Source organism: Zobellella sp. An-6 (genome assembly GCF_052487945.1).
Genome location: NZ_CP199259.1, coordinates 755683 through 773240 on the forward strand (window position 1 = coordinate 755683; position 17558 = coordinate 773240).

Below are 17558 nucleotides of genomic sequence, written 5' to 3' on the forward strand. Positions count from 1 at the left end.
CAACAGGGATGGCCCCCACCGACCGTCACATGCCAGGGACGGCATGTGCCGAGCGCCACAGGGATGTGCTCGCAGCGTGTCGGTGGAGGTGGCCCTGTTGACTCTTTGCTGAGTGGTGACAGAGCAAGCTTTGCAAATGATCCTAAACAGTCATAACTGGTCTTCAAACCATGGGCGGGCTGGCGGCGGGGGGCAGGCCGGCGCGGTTTCTCGGCAACTGGCCGAGGCAGTGGAACAACAGGCCGGCGCAGACCACCAGGCTGCCCAGCAGTGTCCGCTCGCCCGGTGCCTCGCCCAGCACCAGCCAGACCCAGAGAGGCCCCAGCACTGCCTCCAGCAGCAGGAACAGGCTGACCTCGGTGGCCTGGATATAGCGCGGCGCCAGCTGCAGCAGGGTGAAGCCGATGGGCATCAGCAGGGCGGCGGTCAGCGCCATCACCCCCAGCTCGGTGGCGCCAGGCAGGGCCGGAACCGGCGTGTGCAGCAGCGCCAGCGCCGAGGCGAAGAGGCCGCCCAGGATCAGCATGGGGCTGAGATCCCGGGGGGCGGCCCGGCGCGCGATATTGAAGTTGAGCGCCATGAACAGGGCGGCGCCCAGGGCGTAGAGATTGCCCGCCAGGCTGTTGTGGCCGTCCTTGTCCGCCACTATGATGCCGATGCCGGCCAGGGTGATGGCGATGGTGATCAGGGTGCGGTGGCTGGCGCTTTCCCGCAGCCATAGCCAGGCCAGTACGGCGGCGAACACCGGTGCCGTGCTGATGATCATCATGGCGGCGGTGGGGCTGGTCAGCTTCATCGACTGGGTAAAGCAGTAGGTGGTTAGGGCGAAGCTGAGCGCGCAGCCCAGACCGGCCAGGCCGCCTTCCCGCAGCCTGGACCCCAGCTGGCCGCGGTAGCGGTACAGGGCCACGGCGCCGAAGCCGAAAAACAGCAATATCCCCCGCCAGAACAGCAGGGAGCCGTGATCCAGCGGTACCCAGCGTACCACCAGAATATCCGGCGACAGCAGCACCACCCCGGCGGTGGACAGCAGCATGCCGTTGAGCCTCGGATTCATGGCACCACCTCCGTGGATGGCGTGCGCAACAGCCGGCCGAAGCCGGCGATCTCCGGCTGCTGCCCGGCCAGCTGCAGGGCGTGCCAGAACAGCGCCTGGTTGGACGACACCATGGGCAGGCCGAACCGCCGTTCCATCTCTTCCAGTACCGTCACCGCCCGCAGGTTGGTGCAGGAGAAGAAGACCCCCTCGGCCCGGCAGCGGCCCAGCAGATCGGCGGTGGCGGCCATGATGGCGTCGGTATGGATGGCGGGGATCTCGGTGTCCAGGGTCAGGCCGAAGGCGCCGAAGGCCACTATCTCGAAGCCGGCGTCCTGCAGGCCCCGGTACAGGGAATGGTTGACCTCGGTATTATAGGGGGTGAGCACCGCCAGTCGCCGGATGCCGAGGTGGCGCAGGGCGCAGAGGCTGGCCTGCCAGGGGTTGGTGGCGGGCAGGCCGGGACGATCCCGGGTCAGGCGTTCGGCTACCCCGTCGCTGCCGATCAGCATGCTGGCGGAGGTGCAGCCGAAGGCCATGACATCGAGTTCCAGCCCCGGGGCCACCAGGGCGGCGGCGTCCGCAATGCTGCCTGCCGTGGCCCTGAGGGAGTCCGGTGTCATCACGCTGTTGTAGGCCATGCGGGTACTGTAGATCTCTATCCCTGCTTCCGCCAGACGGCGCCAGTCGTTTTCCAGGGTGTAGTCGCTGGCCAGCTGTACCAGGCCGATGCGGGCCCGGGCCTGGCGCAGCTGGGTGGTAAAGGTATAGGGCCTTTCCAGGGCGGAAAAGGCGTCTTGGGCTTGAGGCATGATGCGTGTCCTTGCGCAATCCGGGCCGAGGGGATCGGCCAGCTGCAGGTGGTTTCGGCCACCTGCCCATTCTGACTCTGTTTCGCTAATGTTACCCTTCAACCACCCAGGCGGGCGGCGGTGTAGTTGGCGATGGCGGTGTCCTGGACCCCGGTGCCGCTCAGGTCGCAGACGGTGATCTGCTCGGGTGCGGTGCGCAGGCCAAGCCCCTCGGCAATCACCTGGCCCAGTTCAAACACCTGCTTGGTAAAGGGACCGGGGAAGTGGTGCAGCTCGCCGATGGTCTCCGACTGGCTGCGCCTGTCCACCACCAGGGTGTCGGCGTTGGCCAGTATCGCCGGCTCCAGCTCGTTCTTGTGGCCGTTGTCCGAGCCCATGGCGGTTACGTGGGTGCCGGGGCGCAGGTCTGCCCAGTGTAGCACCGGGCTGGAGGCCGGCGTGGTGGTCACGACGATGTCGGCCCGGGCACAGGCGGCGGCCGCGCTCTGGTGCAGGGTCACCGGCAGGCCGTATTTGTGTGCCATGGTGTCCTGGTAGGTGAGCATCCTTTCGCTGTTGCGGGCGAATACATGCACTTCCCGTATCGGGCGCACCAGCCACAGGGCCGCGACCTGCAGTTCGGCCTGCAGGCCGGCGCCGATCACCGCCACCGAGCCGCTGTCCGGCCGCGACAGGTGTTTGGCGGCGATGGCGCCGGCCAGGGCGGTGCGGATGTCGGTGAGATAGCCTTCGTCGAACAGCACCGAGTCTACCACCCCGGTTTTGGCCGAAAACAGTATCATCAGGCCGTTGAGGCTGGGCAGGCCAAGTTTGGGGTTGTCGAAAAAGCCGGAGCTTATCTTGAGGGCGAACCGCTCTTGGCCGCGGATATGGGCGGTCTTGACGTCCACCTCGCCGTTGCTCTCGCCGATGTTCATGCTGAGCACCGGTGGCATGGTGACCTCGCCCCGGCCCAGGGCGGCGAAACCGGCTTCCACCGCCGCCAGGGCGTCGTCGGTCAGGCCGGTGACTTCGGTGATCTGCGCTTTATGATAAATCTTCATGTTTTGCTCCAAAGCGAAATGTCCTGATGGGGGCCGGTCAGCACGCCGCCGCCGCCAGCGCCCGGGCCCGGTCGAAGGTGTCCAGCGCCACGTTGTGGCCGCTGACCACGAACACCACCTGCTTGCCGCGCACGTCCAGGCTGTGCTGCTCGATGGCGGCCACGCCCACCACGGCGGCGCCTTCCACCAGCATCTTCTCGTGCTCCACGAAATGCACCATGGCGCGGGCGATGCTGGCCTCATTGACCAGATAAGCCCTGTCCATGTGCCGTCGCACTGCCTCGAGGCTGTAGCGGTTGTGCAGGCCGATGCCGCCGCCCAGGCTGTCGGCAAAGGATTCGTATTCGGTCACCTGCACCGGCTGGCCCGCTTCCAGGCTGGCCACCATGGCCGCGCCCCTGTCCATGGTGACGCCGACTAGCTCCACCGTGGGCTTGATGCCCTTGAGGGCGATGCCGATGCCGCCTATCAGTCCGCCCCCGGACAGGCCGGCGAAGACGGTATCGACGGTCGGCAGATCCTCCAGTATCTCCAGGCCGATGGTGCCCTGGCCGGTGATGATGTCCGGGTGATCGAAGGGCGGCAGGTAGACCATGCCCTGCTCCTCGACCAGGCGCAGGGCTTCCACCTCGGCCTCGTCCTGGGAATTGCCGATGATGCGCACCTCGGCGCCCAGGGCCCTGATGGCCTCGACCTTGTTGGCCGGGACCAGCCGGGACATGCAGATCACGGTGTGAATGCCGAGCCGCCGGCCGGCGTAGGCGATGGCGCGGCCATGGTTGCCGGTGGAGCAGGTGACCACGCCGGCCCGGCGCTGTTCCGGGCCGAGCCGGCTCATGGCGAAGGTGGCGCCGCGCAGTTTGAAGGCGCCGATGGGCTGGAGGGTTTCGAGCTTGAGCCAGGCTTCGCAGCCGAAGCGGCGCGACAGGGCTTCGGAGCGGATCAGGGGCGTGCGCGCCACCTGGCCTTGCAGTGCCTGCCGGGCCTGATAGATCCGCGACAGGTCGGGGAGTGCGTCCGTTGCTGGCATCCTTTGTCGTCTCTCTTGTAGTGATGACCGCAAAAGCCAGGTTCGACGGGCGAACCTGGCTGGGTGATATTTGCCGAAGCTAGAAGCTTCCGGCTTCCGACTATTTACCGGGCGTTCCAGTCGCCGCTGCTGATCAGCTTGTCGGTGACCTTGTTCACTGCCTTTGCGGTGCGCTCGACGATATCGTCCACTTCGCCTTTGGTCACCACCAGCGGCGGGGCAAAGCCCAGGATGTCGCCATGGGGCATGGCGCGGGCGATCAGGCCTTGCTCCAGGCAGGCGGCTGCGATCTGCGGGCCCACCTTGAGGTTGGGATCGAAGTGCTCACGCCTGGCCTTGTTGCTGGAGAACTCCAGGGCGTGCAGCAGGCCCACACCGCGGCTTTCGCCTACCAGCGGGTGGTCGGCAAAGGTTTGCTGCATACGTTGTTGCAGGTAGGCACCGGTGTCACGGGCATTACCGACCAGGTTTTCACGGGCGATGATGTCCAGGTTGCACAGGGCGGAGGCGGCACCGATGGGGTGGCCGGAATAGGTGTAGCCGTGGCCGATGGCGCCCCACTGATCGGTGCCCTGCTCCAGCACCTTCCACACCTTCTCGCCCACGATCACGCCGGACAGCGGCTGGTAGGCGGAGGTCAGGCCCTTGGCCACGGTGATCAGATCCGGCTTCATGTCGTAGTAGATGGAGCCGAACTCGGCGCCCAGGCGACCGAAACCGCACACCACTTCGTCGGCGATCAGCAGGATGTCGTACTTGTCGAGCACCTTGCGGATCTCGGCCCAGTAGCCCTCGGGCGGCGGTACTATGCCACCGGTACCCAGCACCGGCTCGCCGATCATGGCGGCAACGGTGTCCGGACCCTCGGCCAGGATCATCTCTTCCAGCTTGGCGGCGCAGTACTTGGAGAATTCCAGCTCGCTCATGTTGTCGTCGGGGCGGCGGTAGTAGACCGGCGCTATGGTGTGCTTGATGCGTTCCAGCGGCAGATCGAAGTGGGCGTGGAACAGCGGCAGGCCGGTCATGGAGCCGGAGGCGATGCTGGAGCCGTGGTAGCCGCGATCCCGGGAGATCACCTTCTTCTTCTGAGGCAGGCCGCGGGCGTTGTTGTAGTACCACACCAGCTTGAGCTGGGTCTCGTTGGCGTCGCTGCCGGACATGCCGTAGTACACCTTGCTCATGCCGGCGGGCGCCATTTTGATGATGCGGTCGGACAGCTCGATCAGCGCCTCGTTGGTGTGGCCTACATAGGTATGGTAGTAGGCCAGCTTCTTGGCCTGCTCGTAGATGGCCTCGGCCATTTCGGTGCGGCCGTAGCCGATGTTCACGCAGTACAGGCCGGCGAAGGCATCGATCAGCTCCACCCCTTCGGAATCCTGGATGCGGATGCCCTGGGCGCCGGTGATGATGCGGCCGCTCACTTCACCCTGAGCGTACTGCTTCAGGTGGGTGGAGGCGTGGAACACGGTGTTGCGGTCGATTTCGAGCAGCTTTTTGGTATCTATGGTCATGGTGGTCGCTCCCTTGATAGCGTTCAATCTGGTATTGGGTGTTCAGTCCTGGTCTCAGCTGCCGCTAACGGTCGGCATGGCCCCCAGGCAGTAGTACTTGATCTGGCTGTACTCATCGAAGCCGTGACGGCTGCCCTCACGGCCCAGGCCGGATTGCTTGACGCCGCCGAAGGGGATGGGGTGGCCGGTCATCTTCACTGAATTGACCGAGACCATGCCAAACTCCAGGCCGCGCATCAGCTGCCAGATGTGACGGATGTCGTGGCCGTACACATAGGCGGCCAGGCCGTATTCGGTGTCGTTGGCCAGGGGGATCAGCTCGTCGATGCTGTCGTAGGGCAGCACCCCGGCCACCGGGCAGAAGTTCTCCTCGCGGAATACCTTCATCTCCGGGGTCACGTCGGCCAGCAGGGTCGGCATGAAGAAGTTGGCGCCCGGCGCCCGGCTTTGGTCGCCGGCAACCAGACGTGCCCCCTTGGCGAGGGCGTCGTCGACGATCGCCTGGGCCTTGTCCACCGCCTGGCGGAAGATCAGCGGGCCCATGGTCACGCCCTCGTCGAAGCCGTTGCCCACCTGGATCTTGGCCATCTCGGCGGCGAAGGCGGCGAGGAAGTCTTCATACCTGGCGCGCGGCACGAAAATGCGGTTGGCGGCCAGGCAGTCCTGCCCGGCGGTCTGGAACTTGGCGTCCACCGCCGCCCTGGCGGCCGCGGTGATGTCCATGTCCGGCAGCACGATGAAGGGGGCGTTGCCGCCGAGCTCCATGGAGCACTTCTTGACGGTGGCCGCGGCCTGCTCCAGCAGCAGCTTGCCGACCCGGGTGGAACCGGTGAAGGAGAGTGCCTTGACCTTGTCGGAGCGGCACAGTACGCCGCACACCTCGGCGCCGTCGCCGGTGATCACGTTGTAGACCCCGGCCGGAAAGCCGGCGCGCTCGGCCAGCTCGGCCAGCGCCAGGGCGGAGAAGGGGGTTTCATTGGCCGGCTTGACCAGCACGGTGCAGCCGATGGCCAGGGCCGCCGCCGCCTTGCGGGTGATCATGGCGCTGGGAAAGTTCCAGGGCGTGATCAACGCCGCCACGCCGATGGGCTCGCGCAGGGTGGCCAGCTGGGCGTTGGGGATATGGCTGGGAATGGTCTCGCCGTAGGCGCGGCGGGCCTCTTCCGCGAACCAGCGGATAAAGGAGGCACCGTAGTCGATTTCGCCGCGGGCATCACTCAGGCTCTTGCCCTGCTCCAGGACCATCAGCACCGCCAGGTCCTCCTTGTTGTCGAGGATGAGATCGTGCCAGCGCATCAGGATGGCGGCGCGCTCGTCGGCCAGCAGCGCCCGCCAGGCCGGAAAGGCGCGTTCGGCGGCGTCGATGGCCTGGCTGACCTGCAGCGGTTGCAGCTGGGTGCAGTGACCGATGATGTCGTCGGTGGCCGGGTTGATCACGGCCAGATCGGCGTTGCCGTTGACCCATTTGCCGTTGACATAGGCCAGTTCGCGAACCAGCCGGGGATCCTTGAGATAGGGCATAATGGCTTCGGTGACCTTGCTGTCTGATACATGCTTGAGGGTAAGGCTCATAAACACCACCAATTCGTTGTTTGGGTACAGGTTGTTGCTATGAGGTCATTCTAGGAGCGATGGCGGGGAGATACTTTTTGTTGCCCCGGCATTGGCGGGGCGATTTTTCTGATAACCGAGGTTAAAAAATTGTTTTTTTCTGGAGGTGAGAGAAAGGTGGGGTATGACGGACTACTGCCCAAGCCCGGGCCGACTTAAACAGGCAACACCCATGTTAAAACAGGCGGACAAAGGGAACGGCTCCGCCGACCATGAAATGCCATGGATAGCATTTCGAGCCCACATAGATGTGTTTACGGCGTGTCGGCGGAGCTGGCCCTTTGGCCGGCTTACTGGGTTATAACAGACAAGGTCGTCCACAAACTGGAGACTTTTGGTCCCCGTCCTACTCCTTGTATTCCGCCGCGAATTCCAGCCTGGGCTGCTGCTGCTTGATGGTCTTGGTGACGATATAGGTGAAGTAGCGTTCTATGCCGAGCCCGGAGGTGAGCCAGCTGTCGATCAGCCGCTGGTACTGGTCGATGCCATCGCACATCACCTTGAGGATATAGTCGACGCCGCCGCCAGTGGCGTAGCAGTCCACTACCTGGTCGCACTGCTGCATGGCCTGCTCGAAGCGATTAAAGGCTTCGGCGCTGTGCTGCTTGAGGCTGACTTCCACCAGCACCGGCGAGCGCCTGAACAGCACTTCGGTGTTGATGCGGGCGCCGTAGCCCTGGATGATGCCGGCGTCTTCCAGCCGTTTGACCCGCTCCCAGCAGGGGCTGACCGAGAGGTTGATGGCTTCGGCCAGGCCGGATTTGGTGATGCGGCCCTGCTGGTGCAGGATGTGCAGAATTTTGATGTCGTAGCGATCCAGACGCATGGGGCTTCCTGCTTGTTGCTGTGCAATCTTGATGGCTTGAGTATACAAAAGGCCGCCGGTGGCAACCAGCAGCCCTTTTCGCTCAAGCACTTACCTTAAGTTCTGTTCAGGCGTCGAGCTCGACCGCCAGCACCGCGAAGGTGTCGCCGATGTCGATCAGCGCCGGGTGGCGGCGGCCGGCGAGAATGCCGTCGCGTTGGGCCCGGTATTCCGCCGGCGGTTGGCCGGTGCGCTCCAGGCTGTGGATGCGCGCCACCAGATCGCCTGCCCTGACCCGGTCGCCCAGGGAAACGCACAGCTCCAGCAGGCCCTGGTGCTCGCTCATCATGTAGCAGGAGCCGTCGGGCATGTCGAGCAGGCGCGGCGGGGTGTCGGGCAGGCGGTAATCTCCCCGGGTGATGCCGGCGAAGATCAGGAAGTTGTGCACCCCCTGGTCCGCCAGGGCGATGGTCTCGGGGCTGCTGGTGCCGCCGCCACACAGTTCGGTGGTGACGAACACCTTGCCCTGGGATTCCACCGCCGTGTCGTAGAGGGAAGCGGTGTCCAGCTCGAACATCACCACCACGTTGGGCGCACCGAACAGCCTGGCGCCCTCGATGCAGGCGGCCTCCTGGGCCGGGTCCGGCAGCCGGTGGGCGGCGGAGAAGGGGATGAAGTCCAGGGTCTTGCCGCCGGAATGGATGTCCAGGGCGTAGTCGCACATCGGCACCAGGTAGCGGTTGAAGTAGTCGGCGATGCGCTCCGTCATGCTGCCCGCCGGGTTGCCCGGGAAGCTGCGGTTCATGTTGCCCTTGTCGATCGGCGAGGTGCGGCTGCCGTTGCGCACCGCCGGGTAGTTCATCGCCGGGACTATGATCACCCGGCCCCTTACCTGCGCGGGCTCCAGGCTGTTGGCCAGCTTGAGCAGGGCGGTGATACCCTCGTATTCGTCGCCATGGTTGCCGCCGGTGAGCAGGGCGGTGGGGCCGTCGCCATTCTTCACCACGGTGATCGGGATCATGATGCAGCCCCAGGCGGACTGATCGCTGGAGTAGGGCAGCTTGAGGAAGCCGTGCTGCTTGCCGTCCCGCTCGAAGTCGACGGTAGGAGTGATGGTGGTTGCCTGCATATTCTGGTTACCTCTTTACAAACAGCTGACGGGGATAGTTGCACAGGGTTTCCACCCCGGTCTCGGTTATCACTATGCTTTCGGTGGTCTCTATGCCCCAGTCCTCCAGCCAGAGCCCCGGCATGAAGTGGAAGGTCATCCCCGGCTCCAGTATGGTCTGGTCGGTGTTGCGCAGGCTCATGGTGCGCTCGCCCCAGTCCGGCGGATAGCTCAGGCCGATGGGGTAGCCGCAGCGGGCGCCTTCCCGGTTGAAGCCGTACTCCGACAGCACGGCGTTGAGGGCGTCGGCGATGTCGGCACAGCGGTTGCCGGGTTTGGCGGCGGCCAGGCCGGCCTCAAGGGCGGCGTTGAGCGCCTCCTCCCCGCGCAGGAAGTCATTGCTGGGCTGGCCCAGGTAGATGGTGCGCGACAGCGGGCAGTGGTAGCGACGGTGGCAGCCGGCGATTTCGAAGAAGGTGCCTTCGTTGTGGTTGAAGGGGCGCTCGTCCCAGGTCAGGTGCGGGGCCGAGGCGTCCTTGCCCGAGGGCAGCATGGGCACTATGGCCGGGTAGTCGCCGAAGTGCCCTTCGTGGCCTTCCATCGCCACCCGGTAGATCTCGGCCACCAGCCGGTTTTTGGGCAGGCCGGGCTCGATCATCTCGAAGGCCGCCTGGTGCATGTTCTCCACGATGCGGGCGGCGATGCGCATGTAGCGCAGTTCGGTCTCGGATTTTACTGCCCTGCACCAGTTGACCAGGCCGGTGGCGTCCACCAGCTCGGCTTCGGGCAGGTTGTCCTTCAGCGCCAGGTAGGCGGTGGGGCTGAAGTAGTAGTTGTCCATCTCGATACCGATATTGCCCCGGGCCCAGTCGCGCGGCTTGAGGATCTGGTTGGCCAGGTATTCCATGGCGTGCAGCGGCGGGTTCATCACGTAATAGTCCGGATACCAGGTGATGTTTTCCTCCTGCAGGTAGACGGTGCGTTTGGCACCGTTGGAGTCCATTTGCCGGCCATACCAGATCGGCTCGCCGGCCGGGCCCACCACCGCCACCTGGGGGGTGTAGAAAGACCAGCCGTCGTAGCCGGTGAGCCAGGCGATGTTGGACGGATCGTGCACGATCAGGGTCTGGATTTCGTGCCGGTCCATGGCGGCGCGCACCTTGGCCAGCCGGGTCTGATACTCCTCGAGGGAGAAGTTGGGTATATGGTTATGCATAAGTACTGTCTCATGTCTGGCAGTCGGGACCACCAACCCCTGCCGGCCCGGAGGCAAGCAGTCGGTTGGGGTGTTGTTTTGGTGTTGGGAGATGGCGGCCGTGCCGCGGCCATTGCCGCGGCACGGCCGCTAATCAGCGATCGGCCTGGATCAGACCTTTCGTTCGTGGGAGCGAAACCGGAAATGTCTGTGGCCGCAGCGAGACCTCGGCCGGGAGAAGCAGGAGGGGGTTCAGGCTGTTTCTGTCCATGAGTGTTACCTCGTCGGGCCGGGGCCCATAGCGCCTAACTGATACAATTCGTCCCTGCAATCATGACAATCGGTCAAAAACTGGGTGAGTTACCGCTTGTTGTCCTAGTATGTTGCTTCGGGCGCCAGTTAATATCAGTGCATTTATTCCTGTCAATAAATTTATTGAACTATGACAATTGATATCCAACCTTTATTGAAAGCCGGCATGCCCAAGTACCTGGCCATTGCCAAGACCCTGGAAGAGGCTATCGCCCGGGGCGAACTGCTGCCCGGCACCCGCTTGCCCACCCACAGGGTATTGGCAGAGCAGTTGCAGGTCAGTGTGCAGACCGTGAGCAACGCCTATGCCTATGCAGAGAAACAGGGCTTGATCACCGCCTGCGTGGGCAGTGGTACCTTCGTCAGCGACTATGGCGCCGGCAAGGAAAACGAGCTGATGCTGGTCGAAGACAAGGACGTCGAGGGGCGGGCGATAGACCTGTCCATCGCCCACCCCATTTGCACCGACGAGCTGACCCGGTTGTTTGGTGAGACGCTGGTACGGATCGGGCAGGGCAGCACCGAGGCATTGATCCGGGCGGCCCGTCCGGTGCAGGGGCAGTGGTCTCACATCGAGGCGGCGGCCAGGTGGCTGGAGAGCCAGAAATTGCCGGCGGAGCCGGAGCGGGTGCTGCTGTGCAACGGCGCCTCCCATGGCCTGATGCTGGCCATGGGCGTCTTGCTGCAACCGGGAGATCTGGTGGCCTGCGAGGAACTGGTGGATCACGGCCTGATCGCCCGCTCGCGCATGCTGGGTGTGCGCCTGTGCGGCCTGCCCACCGACCGGGAGGGCATTATTCCCGCCGCGTTGGAAGAGGCCTGTCACAAGAAGAAAATCAAGGTACTGTGCTGCACCCCCAGCATGAGCAACCCGGCCAGCTGTCACATGGGGCCGGAGCGGCGTCAGGCCATCGCCGAGATAGTGCGGCGTCATCACCTGATGGTGATCGAGGACGATGTCTATGGCGCCCTGGAGCCGGACCGGATGCCGCCCCTGTCCAGCCTGCTGCCGGAGCAGGCGTTTTACGTAACCAGCCTGGCCAAGACGGTGGCGCCCGGCCTGCGCTGCGGTTTCATGGTGGTGCCGAGGCACCTGCTGCAGCACTGCGTGGCCCGACTGGCGGCTTCCAGCTGGATGGCCACGCCGCTGGTGTTTGAAATCGCCAGCCAGTGGATCCAGGACGGCACCCTGCATCGGCTGATCGCCTTCCAGCAACAGGAGTTTGCCGCCCGCCAGCAGCTGGCACGTGAACTGTTGGCCGGATTCGAGTACGACTGCCATGAGCACGGCATGCACCTTTGGCTTCGTCTGCCGGAGGGCTGGGGCGCCGATGAGCTGGTGAGCTCTGCCATGCAGGCCAGCATACTGATCACCGGCTACCAGCCTTTCGTGGTGGATCCCGAACGCAGGCTCGGTCGGGTAAGGCTCAGCCTGGGCAGTGAAAGCAGCCGCCAGCGGGTGCGCCATGGACTGCAGTTACTGGCGGATATGCTCAGCGCGCCGCCGCCGCCCACACATTTTCTGTTGTAAGGGGCAATTACAGAAGAAGTCGCAAGCTGGCCGGGTCCGACACGAAAAAAAACAGTGGCAGGCTCCGGTTAGTATGAATGTTATCAAATTGTCATCAAATCAAGTCATGACAAAGTAAGCTGAGGCCGTTCGAGGAAGCTATCTTTCATTCAGTCATTTTTTACACTTGTGTAATGTGGAACCAACCGTCAGAAGGACTACTGAAATGAGCAAGAAATCATTGGGGATGACCGCCAAACTGTCCGTCGCCGCCCTGGCCCTGGCCTCACTGCAGGTGAGCGCCGCCAACTGGAAATACGCGATCGAGGAAAGCCTGACCGAAGTACAGGGGGTGTACGCCACCAAGTTCAAGGAAGTGATCGAGGCCAATTCGGATCACAAGGTACAAATCTATCCCTTCGGTACTCTAGGGGAGTCGGTGGACGTAATGGAACAGGCCCAAGCCGGCATCCTGCAGTTTGTGGATCAGTCCCCAGGCTTTACCGGTAGCCTGATCCCCGAGGCCCAAGTCTTTCTGATGCCTTATGTGATTCCTGAAAAACAAAGTGAAATCAACTATTTCTTCAAAAATTCCAAAGTCATCAACGAGCACTTTCCCAAGCTCTATGCCGACAAGGGGCTGGAGCTGCTGAGCATGTTCCCGGAAGGTCGCGTGCACATCACCACCCAGGAGTCCTTCGACAGCCCGTCCGACCTGAATGGGGTCAAGATCCGGGTAATGACCTCGCCGCTGCTGGTGGAAACCTACAAGTCGTTCGGCTCTGTGCCCACGCCGCTGCCCTGGGGTGAAGTGTTCGGCGCCTTGCAGACCAAGATGATCCAGGGGCAGGAGAACCCCATGTTCTTCATCGAATCCACCAAGATGTACGAAGTGACCGAGGTGGTCACCGACATCGGCCACAACATTTTCACCACCGCGGTGATGGCTAACAAGGATTTCTACGACGGCCTGTCCGATGACGATCAGGCGCTGATCCAAAAAGCCATTGCCGAGGCCACCGACTTCATCCTCGACTATCAGCAGGGGCTGGAGGACGAGTCCATCGCCAAGATCAAGGCAGCCAAGCCGGGCATCCAGTTCGTGTCGCTCGCCGAAGACAAGCGCGCCGCCTTCCGCGAGGCGTCCGCGCCGGTGAAGGCGAAGTTTGTGGAGATGACCGGTGATTCCGGCAAGGCCATACTCGAACAAATGGAAGCGGACCTCCTGGCAGCAAAAGGCAAGTAAACCGAAGAAAGTGGTGCGGGCCCCGTGCCTGCGCCACCTTGTGTTTTCAGACTCAAGGAGCTGCTGAATGACCTCGTCTCCCGGCCTCATTAAATCTGGTTACCATCGTGTTATTGGCATCGTTAATAAGGTGGAAGGCGCCATTCTTATTATCAGCGTGCTGTTGATGGCGACCAATAATATTGCGAACGTTATCGGTCGCGTCATTTTCAACCAAAGCCTGTTCTTTGCGGAAGAGGTGAACAGTATCTTGATTATCCTGGTGACCTTTGCCGGCACCAGTTTCGCTGCCCGGCATGGCAGCCATATCCGTATGACCGCAATTTTTGACGCCTTGCCGCGCCGGTTTCAGAAGTTCCTGATTATCATCATCACCTTCGTGACCGCGGTGTGCATTTTTACCATCTGCTATTTTTCGGTGAAATACATCCTGTGGGTGGCACCACGCGGACAAATACTGCCGGCGTTGCAGATCCCCGTCTACACCATCTATCTGTGGGTGCCGATCAGCCTGTTTATTACCGGTTTCGAGTACTTTATTGCCGGGGTGAGGAACCTGTTCAGTCAAGAGATTTTCCTGGCCAGTGAAGTGACCAGCGAAGAATATGAAAATGTGGCGGAAATTTAGGGGCTGGAAAAATGGATATGACCTCTTTGATGTTGATCGCCATGGTGGTGCTGTTGCTGATTGGGTTTCCGATGATGGTGCCCATGATGGTAGCGACGCTGATTGGCTTTTATGTACAGTTCGACGGTTTCGGCAACTCCCAGTTCATGGTCCAGCAGATGTTCGCCGGTATCCGTCCCGCTTCCTTGATTGCGGTGCCCATGTTTATCCTGGCCGCCGACATCATGACCAAGGGGCGCTCGGCCACCAAGCTGATCGATATGGTGATGGCCTATATCGGGCACTACAAGGGCGGGCTGGCGGTGAGCACCGCGACCGCCTGCACCATGTTTGGCGCCGTGTCCGGCTCCACCCAGGCCACCGTAGTGGCGGTGGGGTCGCCGCTGCACCCCAAACTGCTGCAAAACGGTTATAAGGACTCCTTCTCCCTGTCGTTGATCATCAGCTCCAGCGGCATTGCCCTGCTGATCCCGCCGAGCATCGGCATGATCATCTACGGCGGCATCGCCCAGACTTCGATCTCCGAGCTGTTTATCGCGGGGATAGTACCGGGCCTGTTGATCCTGGTGCTGTTTTCCATCTACTCGGTGTTCTTCGCCATCAAGGAAGAAGTACCGACAGTGCCCAAGGCTAGCTTTGCTGAACGGCTTCAGGCCACTCGTGATGCTATCTGGCCGTTGGGCTTCCCTATCATAGTGGTGTTCGGCATCTACGGCGGTATCTTCAGCCCGACCGAAGCGGCCTCGGTGTGCGTGCTCTATGCGCTGCTGCTCGAGGTGGTGATCTTTCGCGAGTTGAAAGTCAGGGATGTGCTGGATATCGCCAAATCTACCGGGCTTATCACCGCCGTGGTGTTTATCCTGGTGGCCGCCGGCGCGGCGTTTTCCTGGGTTATTTCCTTCGCCCAGATCCCCCAGGCGATCATGGCCGGGCTGGGGCTGAACGAGACCAATGAAATCGGCCTGCTGCTGGCGATTTCCATCGCCTTCTTTGTCGGCTGCATGTTCGTGGATTCCATTGTGGTCATCCTGATCATGGTGCCCATCTTTCTGCCCGAGATCGAGCGGCTGGAGCTGGATAAGGTACTGGTGGGGATCATCATTACCCTGCAGGTGGCCATCGGCGCGGTCACACCGCCCTTCGGCTGCAACATCTTCACCGCCGTGGCGGTATTCCGCCGGCGTTATATGGATGTGGTGCGAGGCTCACTGCCCTTTGTTCTGCTGCTGGTCCTGGTGGCGGGCTTGTTGATCCTGTTCCCACAGATCGCCCTGTTCCTGCGGGATCTGGCCTTCGCTAAGTAACCCTGTTCCGAATCCTGTTTAATCAAACCACCGGCAACCGCGGTTGCCGGTATACCCGGTTGCACCCGCAACCTTGTGCCTGGAGTGTCCGTCTGTGAAGTACCAACAGCCATTCAGTCTCGAAGAATATCAGGCCCGTCTGCACAAGACCCAGCAGAGCATGCTGGAGCAGGGCATCGACGTGCTGATCGTCAGCGAGCCCGCTAATCTCTATTACCTGACCGGCTATGACGCCTGGTCGTTCTACACCCCCCAATACGCTCTGGTCAGCCAGGACTGGGACAGGCCGCTGTGCGTGGTGCGCGGCCAGGACGTGAATGGCGCCCGGCTAACCAGCTACCTGACCGACGACTTTATCCTTGGCTACTCGGATCACTATATTCAGAATCCGGCCGCCCATTGCATGGAATTCGTCGCCCAGTTGCTGATCGAACGCGGCAAGGGTAGTGCACGGGTAGGCTATGAGGGTGACAGCTTCTTCTTCAGTGGCCGCAGTCTCAACCAACTGCAATACCACCTGCCCAACGCTACCCTGGTGGACGCCGATGCCCTGGTCAACTGGGTACGCAGCGTCAAGTCGGAGACCGAGATCGGCTATATGCGCCAGGCCGCCCGTCTGACCGAACTGACCATGGCCAAGGCCATCGACAAGATCAAGCCTGGAGTCCGGCTGGCGGATGTGGCCGCCGAAGTGTATGCCACTTCGGTTGCGGGGCTGGATGAGTACGCCGGCGAGTATGCCGCCATCGCTCCGCTGATCCCGGCCGGAGTGGGTACTTCCTGCCCCCATGTGATGTGGCGGGACGAAGTCTACCAGCAGGGTGACTGCTCCACCCTTGAGATCTCCGGGGTCAAGGCTCGCTATCACGCGCCCCAGAGCCGCACCGTCTTCCTCGGCAAGCCCAATCCCAAGGCCTACGACACCGTGCAGATCGTACTCGAAGGCATCGAGGCGGTGCTCGAAACTGCCAAGGAGGGGGTCTATGCCCACGAGGTACACGCCGCTTGGGACGCGGTGATCTCCCGGCACGGCATCGTCAAGGATTCTCGCTGCGGTTACAGCATCGGTATCGGGTACCCGCCCGACTGGGGCGAGCGCACCATCAGCTTCCGGCCCATCGACAACACCCTGCTGACCGAGAACGTCACCATGCATTTCATGCCCGGGGTCTGGTTCGATGACTGGGGCGTGGCCATCACCGAGTCGATCCGCATCACCAAGACCGGGGTGGAATGCCTGTGCAATACTCCGCGGGCGCTCTTTATCATCGACTGACCGAATGGCGCCGGTCCCGGCCGGCGCCAACTGGAGGATTCATGACCCAAGCTCCCATGTTTGCCAGCGACAACGCCTCCGGTGTGCATCCCGCCATCATGGCGGCGCTGGCCGACGCCAACCGGGGCCATGCCTTGGGCTACGGCGCCGACGAGCTGACCGCCCGTGCCAACCGGGCGTTCAAGCAGCTGTTCGGCGACCAGGCCGAAAGCTTCCTGGTGTACAACGGCACCGGCGCCAACGTCATCGCCCTCAAGGGGCTGGTGCGTTCCTTCGAGGCGGTGTTCTGCTCCGCCGAGTCCCACCTGTGGATCGACGAGGCCGGCGCCCCCGAACAGTTCCTCGGCGCCAAGCTTATCACCCTGCCGGCGCACAACGGCAAAATCCGCATCGACGACATGCGCCCGCGCCTGGGCGACATCGGCTTCCAGCACCGCAGCCAGCCCAGGGTGATTTCCCTCGCCCAGTGCACCGAACGCGGCTCCGTCTATCGCCCGGACGAGCTCGGGGCCTTCTGCGACTTCGCCCGGACCCACGGCTTCTACGTGCATATCGACGGCGCCCGCATTCACAACGCGGTGGCGGCGCTGGGCGGCGACTGCAAGCGGCTCTTTACCGAGCTGGGGGTGGACGTGGTGTCCTTCGGCGGCACCAAGAACGGCCTGATGATGGGCGAGGCGGTGGTGGTGCTCAACCCGGCCCTGCAGGCCCAGTACCCGGTGATCCGCAAGCACGGCATGCACCTGGCGTCCAAGATGCGCTTCCTTGCCGCCCAGTTCCTGGCCTACTTCGAGGACGATCTCTGGCTGCACAACGCCGCCCAGGCCAACGCCATGGCGGCCTATCTGGCCGAGCGGCTCAAGGCCGTGCCCCAGGCCCGGCTGGTGGCGCCGGTGGAGACCAACATGCTGTTCGTGGAGTTGCCCAATGACTGGCTGACGCCGCTGCAGCAGCAGGCCTACTTCCACGTCTGGCGGGCCGACAGCAGCCCCGGTCGGTCCGAAGCGCGGCTGGTGATGTCGTTCGATATCGAGCGTGCCCATGTCGACGCCTTTGTGGCGCGGATGGGGCAACTGGCCGCTCAGGAACAGTAACCCCGCAGGCATCGGCCCGAGCGGGAACCCAGTGAGA

15 protein-coding genes are annotated in these 17558 nt (G+C 62.8%); 6 read left to right on the forward strand and 9 right to left on the reverse strand.

Annotated features, from left to right (window positions below; all coding sequences use genetic code 11):
* Window positions 1-163: 163 nt before the first annotated feature.
* The 9 genes from ACT7DK_RS03410 to doeA all read right to left on the reverse strand — a co-directional run bounded on the left by ACT7DK_RS03410 (window position 164) and on the right by doeA (window position 10172).
* Window positions 164-1057 carry a DMT family transporter gene (locus tag ACT7DK_RS03410; RefSeq protein WP_445396337.1) on the reverse strand — a complete coding sequence of 298 codons (894 nt, stop codon included), beginning with the start codon at window positions 1055-1057 and terminating at the stop codon, window positions 164-166.
* Complete coding sequence (locus ACT7DK_RS03415) at window positions 1054-1848, reverse strand: maleate cis-trans isomerase family protein (protein WP_445396339.1); 795 nt, start codon at window positions 1846-1848, stop codon at window positions 1054-1056. The genes ACT7DK_RS03410 and ACT7DK_RS03415 overlap by 4 nt, the downstream gene beginning before the upstream one ends.
* Before the next feature lie 98 nt (window positions 1849-1946).
* Complete coding sequence (locus ACT7DK_RS03420; protein WP_445396341.1) at window positions 1947-2891, reverse strand: cyclodeaminase; 945 nt, start codon at window positions 2889-2891, stop codon at window positions 1947-1949.
* Window positions 2892-2928: 37 nt separating this feature from the next.
* Window positions 2929-3921: a hydroxyectoine utilization dehydratase EutB gene (eutB, locus tag ACT7DK_RS03425; RefSeq protein WP_445396343.1), complete on the reverse strand. Its 993-nt coding sequence runs from the start codon at window positions 3919-3921 to the stop codon at window positions 2929-2931.
* 104 nt (window positions 3922-4025) lie between these two features.
* Complete coding sequence (locus ACT7DK_RS03430; RefSeq protein WP_445396345.1) at window positions 4026-5432, reverse strand: aspartate aminotransferase family protein; 1407 nt, start codon at window positions 5430-5432, stop codon at window positions 4026-4028.
* Between the two features lie 54 nt (window positions 5433-5486).
* Window positions 5487-7004 (reverse strand): NAD-dependent succinate-semialdehyde dehydrogenase, encoded by a 1518-nt coding sequence (locus ACT7DK_RS03435; RefSeq protein ID WP_445396347.1) that lies wholly within the window; start codon window positions 7002-7004, stop codon window positions 5487-5489.
* Window positions 7005-7389: 385 nt separating this feature from the next.
* Window positions 7390-7869: an Lrp/AsnC family transcriptional regulator gene (locus tag ACT7DK_RS03440; RefSeq protein ID WP_445396349.1), complete on the reverse strand. Its 480-nt coding sequence runs from the start codon at window positions 7867-7869 to the stop codon at window positions 7390-7392.
* Window positions 7870-7975: 106 nt separating this feature from the next.
* On the reverse strand, window positions 7976-8977 hold the full coding sequence (doeB, locus tag ACT7DK_RS03445; RefSeq protein ID WP_445396351.1) for a N(2)-acetyl-L-2,4-diaminobutanoate deacetylase DoeB: 1002 nt from the start codon (window positions 8975-8977) through the stop codon (window positions 7976-7978).
* A 7-nt stretch (window positions 8978-8984) separates the two neighbouring features.
* Window positions 8985-10172, reverse strand: coding sequence for an ectoine hydrolase DoeA (gene doeA / locus ACT7DK_RS03450; RefSeq protein ID WP_445396353.1), 1188 nt, complete (start codon window positions 10170-10172; stop codon window positions 8985-8987).
* A gap of 457 nt (window positions 10173-10629) precedes the next feature.
* Here doeA and ehuR point away from each other — a divergent pair, with 457 nt between their 5' ends.
* The 6 genes from ehuR (at window position 10630) to ACT7DK_RS03480 (ending at window position 17521) form a co-directional block, all read left to right on the forward strand.
* Window positions 10630-11994, forward strand: coding sequence for a MocR-like ectoine utilization transcription factor EhuR (ehuR, locus tag ACT7DK_RS03455; protein ID WP_445396355.1), 1365 nt, complete (start codon window positions 10630-10632; stop codon window positions 11992-11994).
* 205 nt (window positions 11995-12199) lie between these two features.
* Window positions 12200-13219, forward strand: coding sequence for a TRAP transporter substrate-binding protein (locus tag ACT7DK_RS03460; RefSeq protein ID WP_445396357.1), 1020 nt, complete (start codon window positions 12200-12202; stop codon window positions 13217-13219).
* Between the two features lie 67 nt (window positions 13220-13286).
* On the forward strand, window positions 13287-13847 hold the full coding sequence (locus ACT7DK_RS03465; RefSeq protein ID WP_445396359.1) for a TRAP transporter small permease: 561 nt from the start codon (window positions 13287-13289) through the stop codon (window positions 13845-13847).
* 17 nt (window positions 13848-13864) lie between these two features.
* On the forward strand, window positions 13865-15151 hold the full coding sequence (locus ACT7DK_RS03470) for a TRAP transporter large permease (protein ID WP_445396361.1): 1287 nt from the start codon (window positions 13865-13867) through the stop codon (window positions 15149-15151).
* A 94-nt stretch (window positions 15152-15245) separates the two neighbouring features.
* Window positions 15246-16427, forward strand: a complete 1182-nt coding sequence (locus tag ACT7DK_RS03475) for a M24 family metallopeptidase (RefSeq protein ID WP_445396363.1) — start codon at window positions 15246-15248, stop codon at window positions 16425-16427.
* 41 nt (window positions 16428-16468) lie between these two features.
* On the forward strand, window positions 16469-17521 hold the full coding sequence (locus tag ACT7DK_RS03480) for a threonine aldolase family protein (protein WP_445396365.1): 1053 nt from the start codon (window positions 16469-16471) through the stop codon (window positions 17519-17521).
* The last annotated feature ends 37 nt before the right edge of the window (window positions 17522-17558 follow it).

Excerpts from the sequence above, each read along its gene's own strand:
- ACT7DK_RS03415 (WP_445396339.1), bottom strand. The coding sequence starts at position 1,848 with ATGCCTCAAGCCCAAGACGCCTTTTCCGCCCTGGAAAGGCCCTATACC.
- doeB (WP_445396351.1), bottom strand. The coding sequence starts at position 8,977 with ATGCAGGCAACCACCATCACTCCTACCGTCGACTTCGAGCGGGACGGC.
- ACT7DK_RS03470 (WP_445396361.1), top strand. The coding sequence starts at position 13,865 with ATGACCTCTTTGATGTTGATCGCCATGGTGGTGCTGTTGCTGATTGGG.
- doeA (WP_445396353.1), bottom strand. The coding sequence starts at position 10,172 with ATGCATAACCATATACCCAACTTCTCCCTCGAGGAGTATCAGACCCGG.
- ACT7DK_RS03460 (WP_445396357.1), top strand. The coding sequence starts at position 12,200 with ATGAGCAAGAAATCATTGGGGATGACCGCCAAACTGTCCGTCGCCGCC.
- ACT7DK_RS03435 (WP_445396347.1), bottom strand. The coding sequence starts at position 7,004 with ATGAGCCTTACCCTCAAGCATGTATCAGACAGCAAGGTCACCGAAGCC.
- ACT7DK_RS03465 (WP_445396359.1), top strand. The coding sequence starts at position 13,287 with ATGACCTCGTCTCCCGGCCTCATTAAATCTGGTTACCATCGTGTTATT.
- ehuR (WP_445396355.1), top strand. The coding sequence starts at position 10,630 with ATGCCCAAGTACCTGGCCATTGCCAAGACCCTGGAAGAGGCTATCGCC.
- ACT7DK_RS03480 (WP_445396365.1), top strand. The coding sequence starts at position 16,469 with ATGACCCAAGCTCCCATGTTTGCCAGCGACAACGCCTCCGGTGTGCAT.
- ACT7DK_RS03420 (WP_445396341.1), bottom strand. The coding sequence starts at position 2,891 with ATGAAGATTTATCATAAAGCGCAGATCACCGAAGTCACCGGCCTGACC.
- eutB (WP_445396343.1), bottom strand. The coding sequence starts at position 3,921 with ATGCCAGCAACGGACGCACTCCCCGACCTGTCGCGGATCTATCAGGCC.
- ACT7DK_RS03440 (WP_445396349.1), bottom strand. The coding sequence starts at position 7,869 with ATGCGTCTGGATCGCTACGACATCAAAATTCTGCACATCCTGCACCAG.
- ACT7DK_RS03430 (WP_445396345.1), bottom strand. The coding sequence starts at position 5,432 with ATGACCATAGATACCAAAAAGCTGCTCGAAATCGACCGCAACACCGTG.
- ACT7DK_RS03410 (WP_445396337.1), bottom strand. The coding sequence starts at position 1,057 with ATGAATCCGAGGCTCAACGGCATGCTGCTGTCCACCGCCGGGGTGGTG.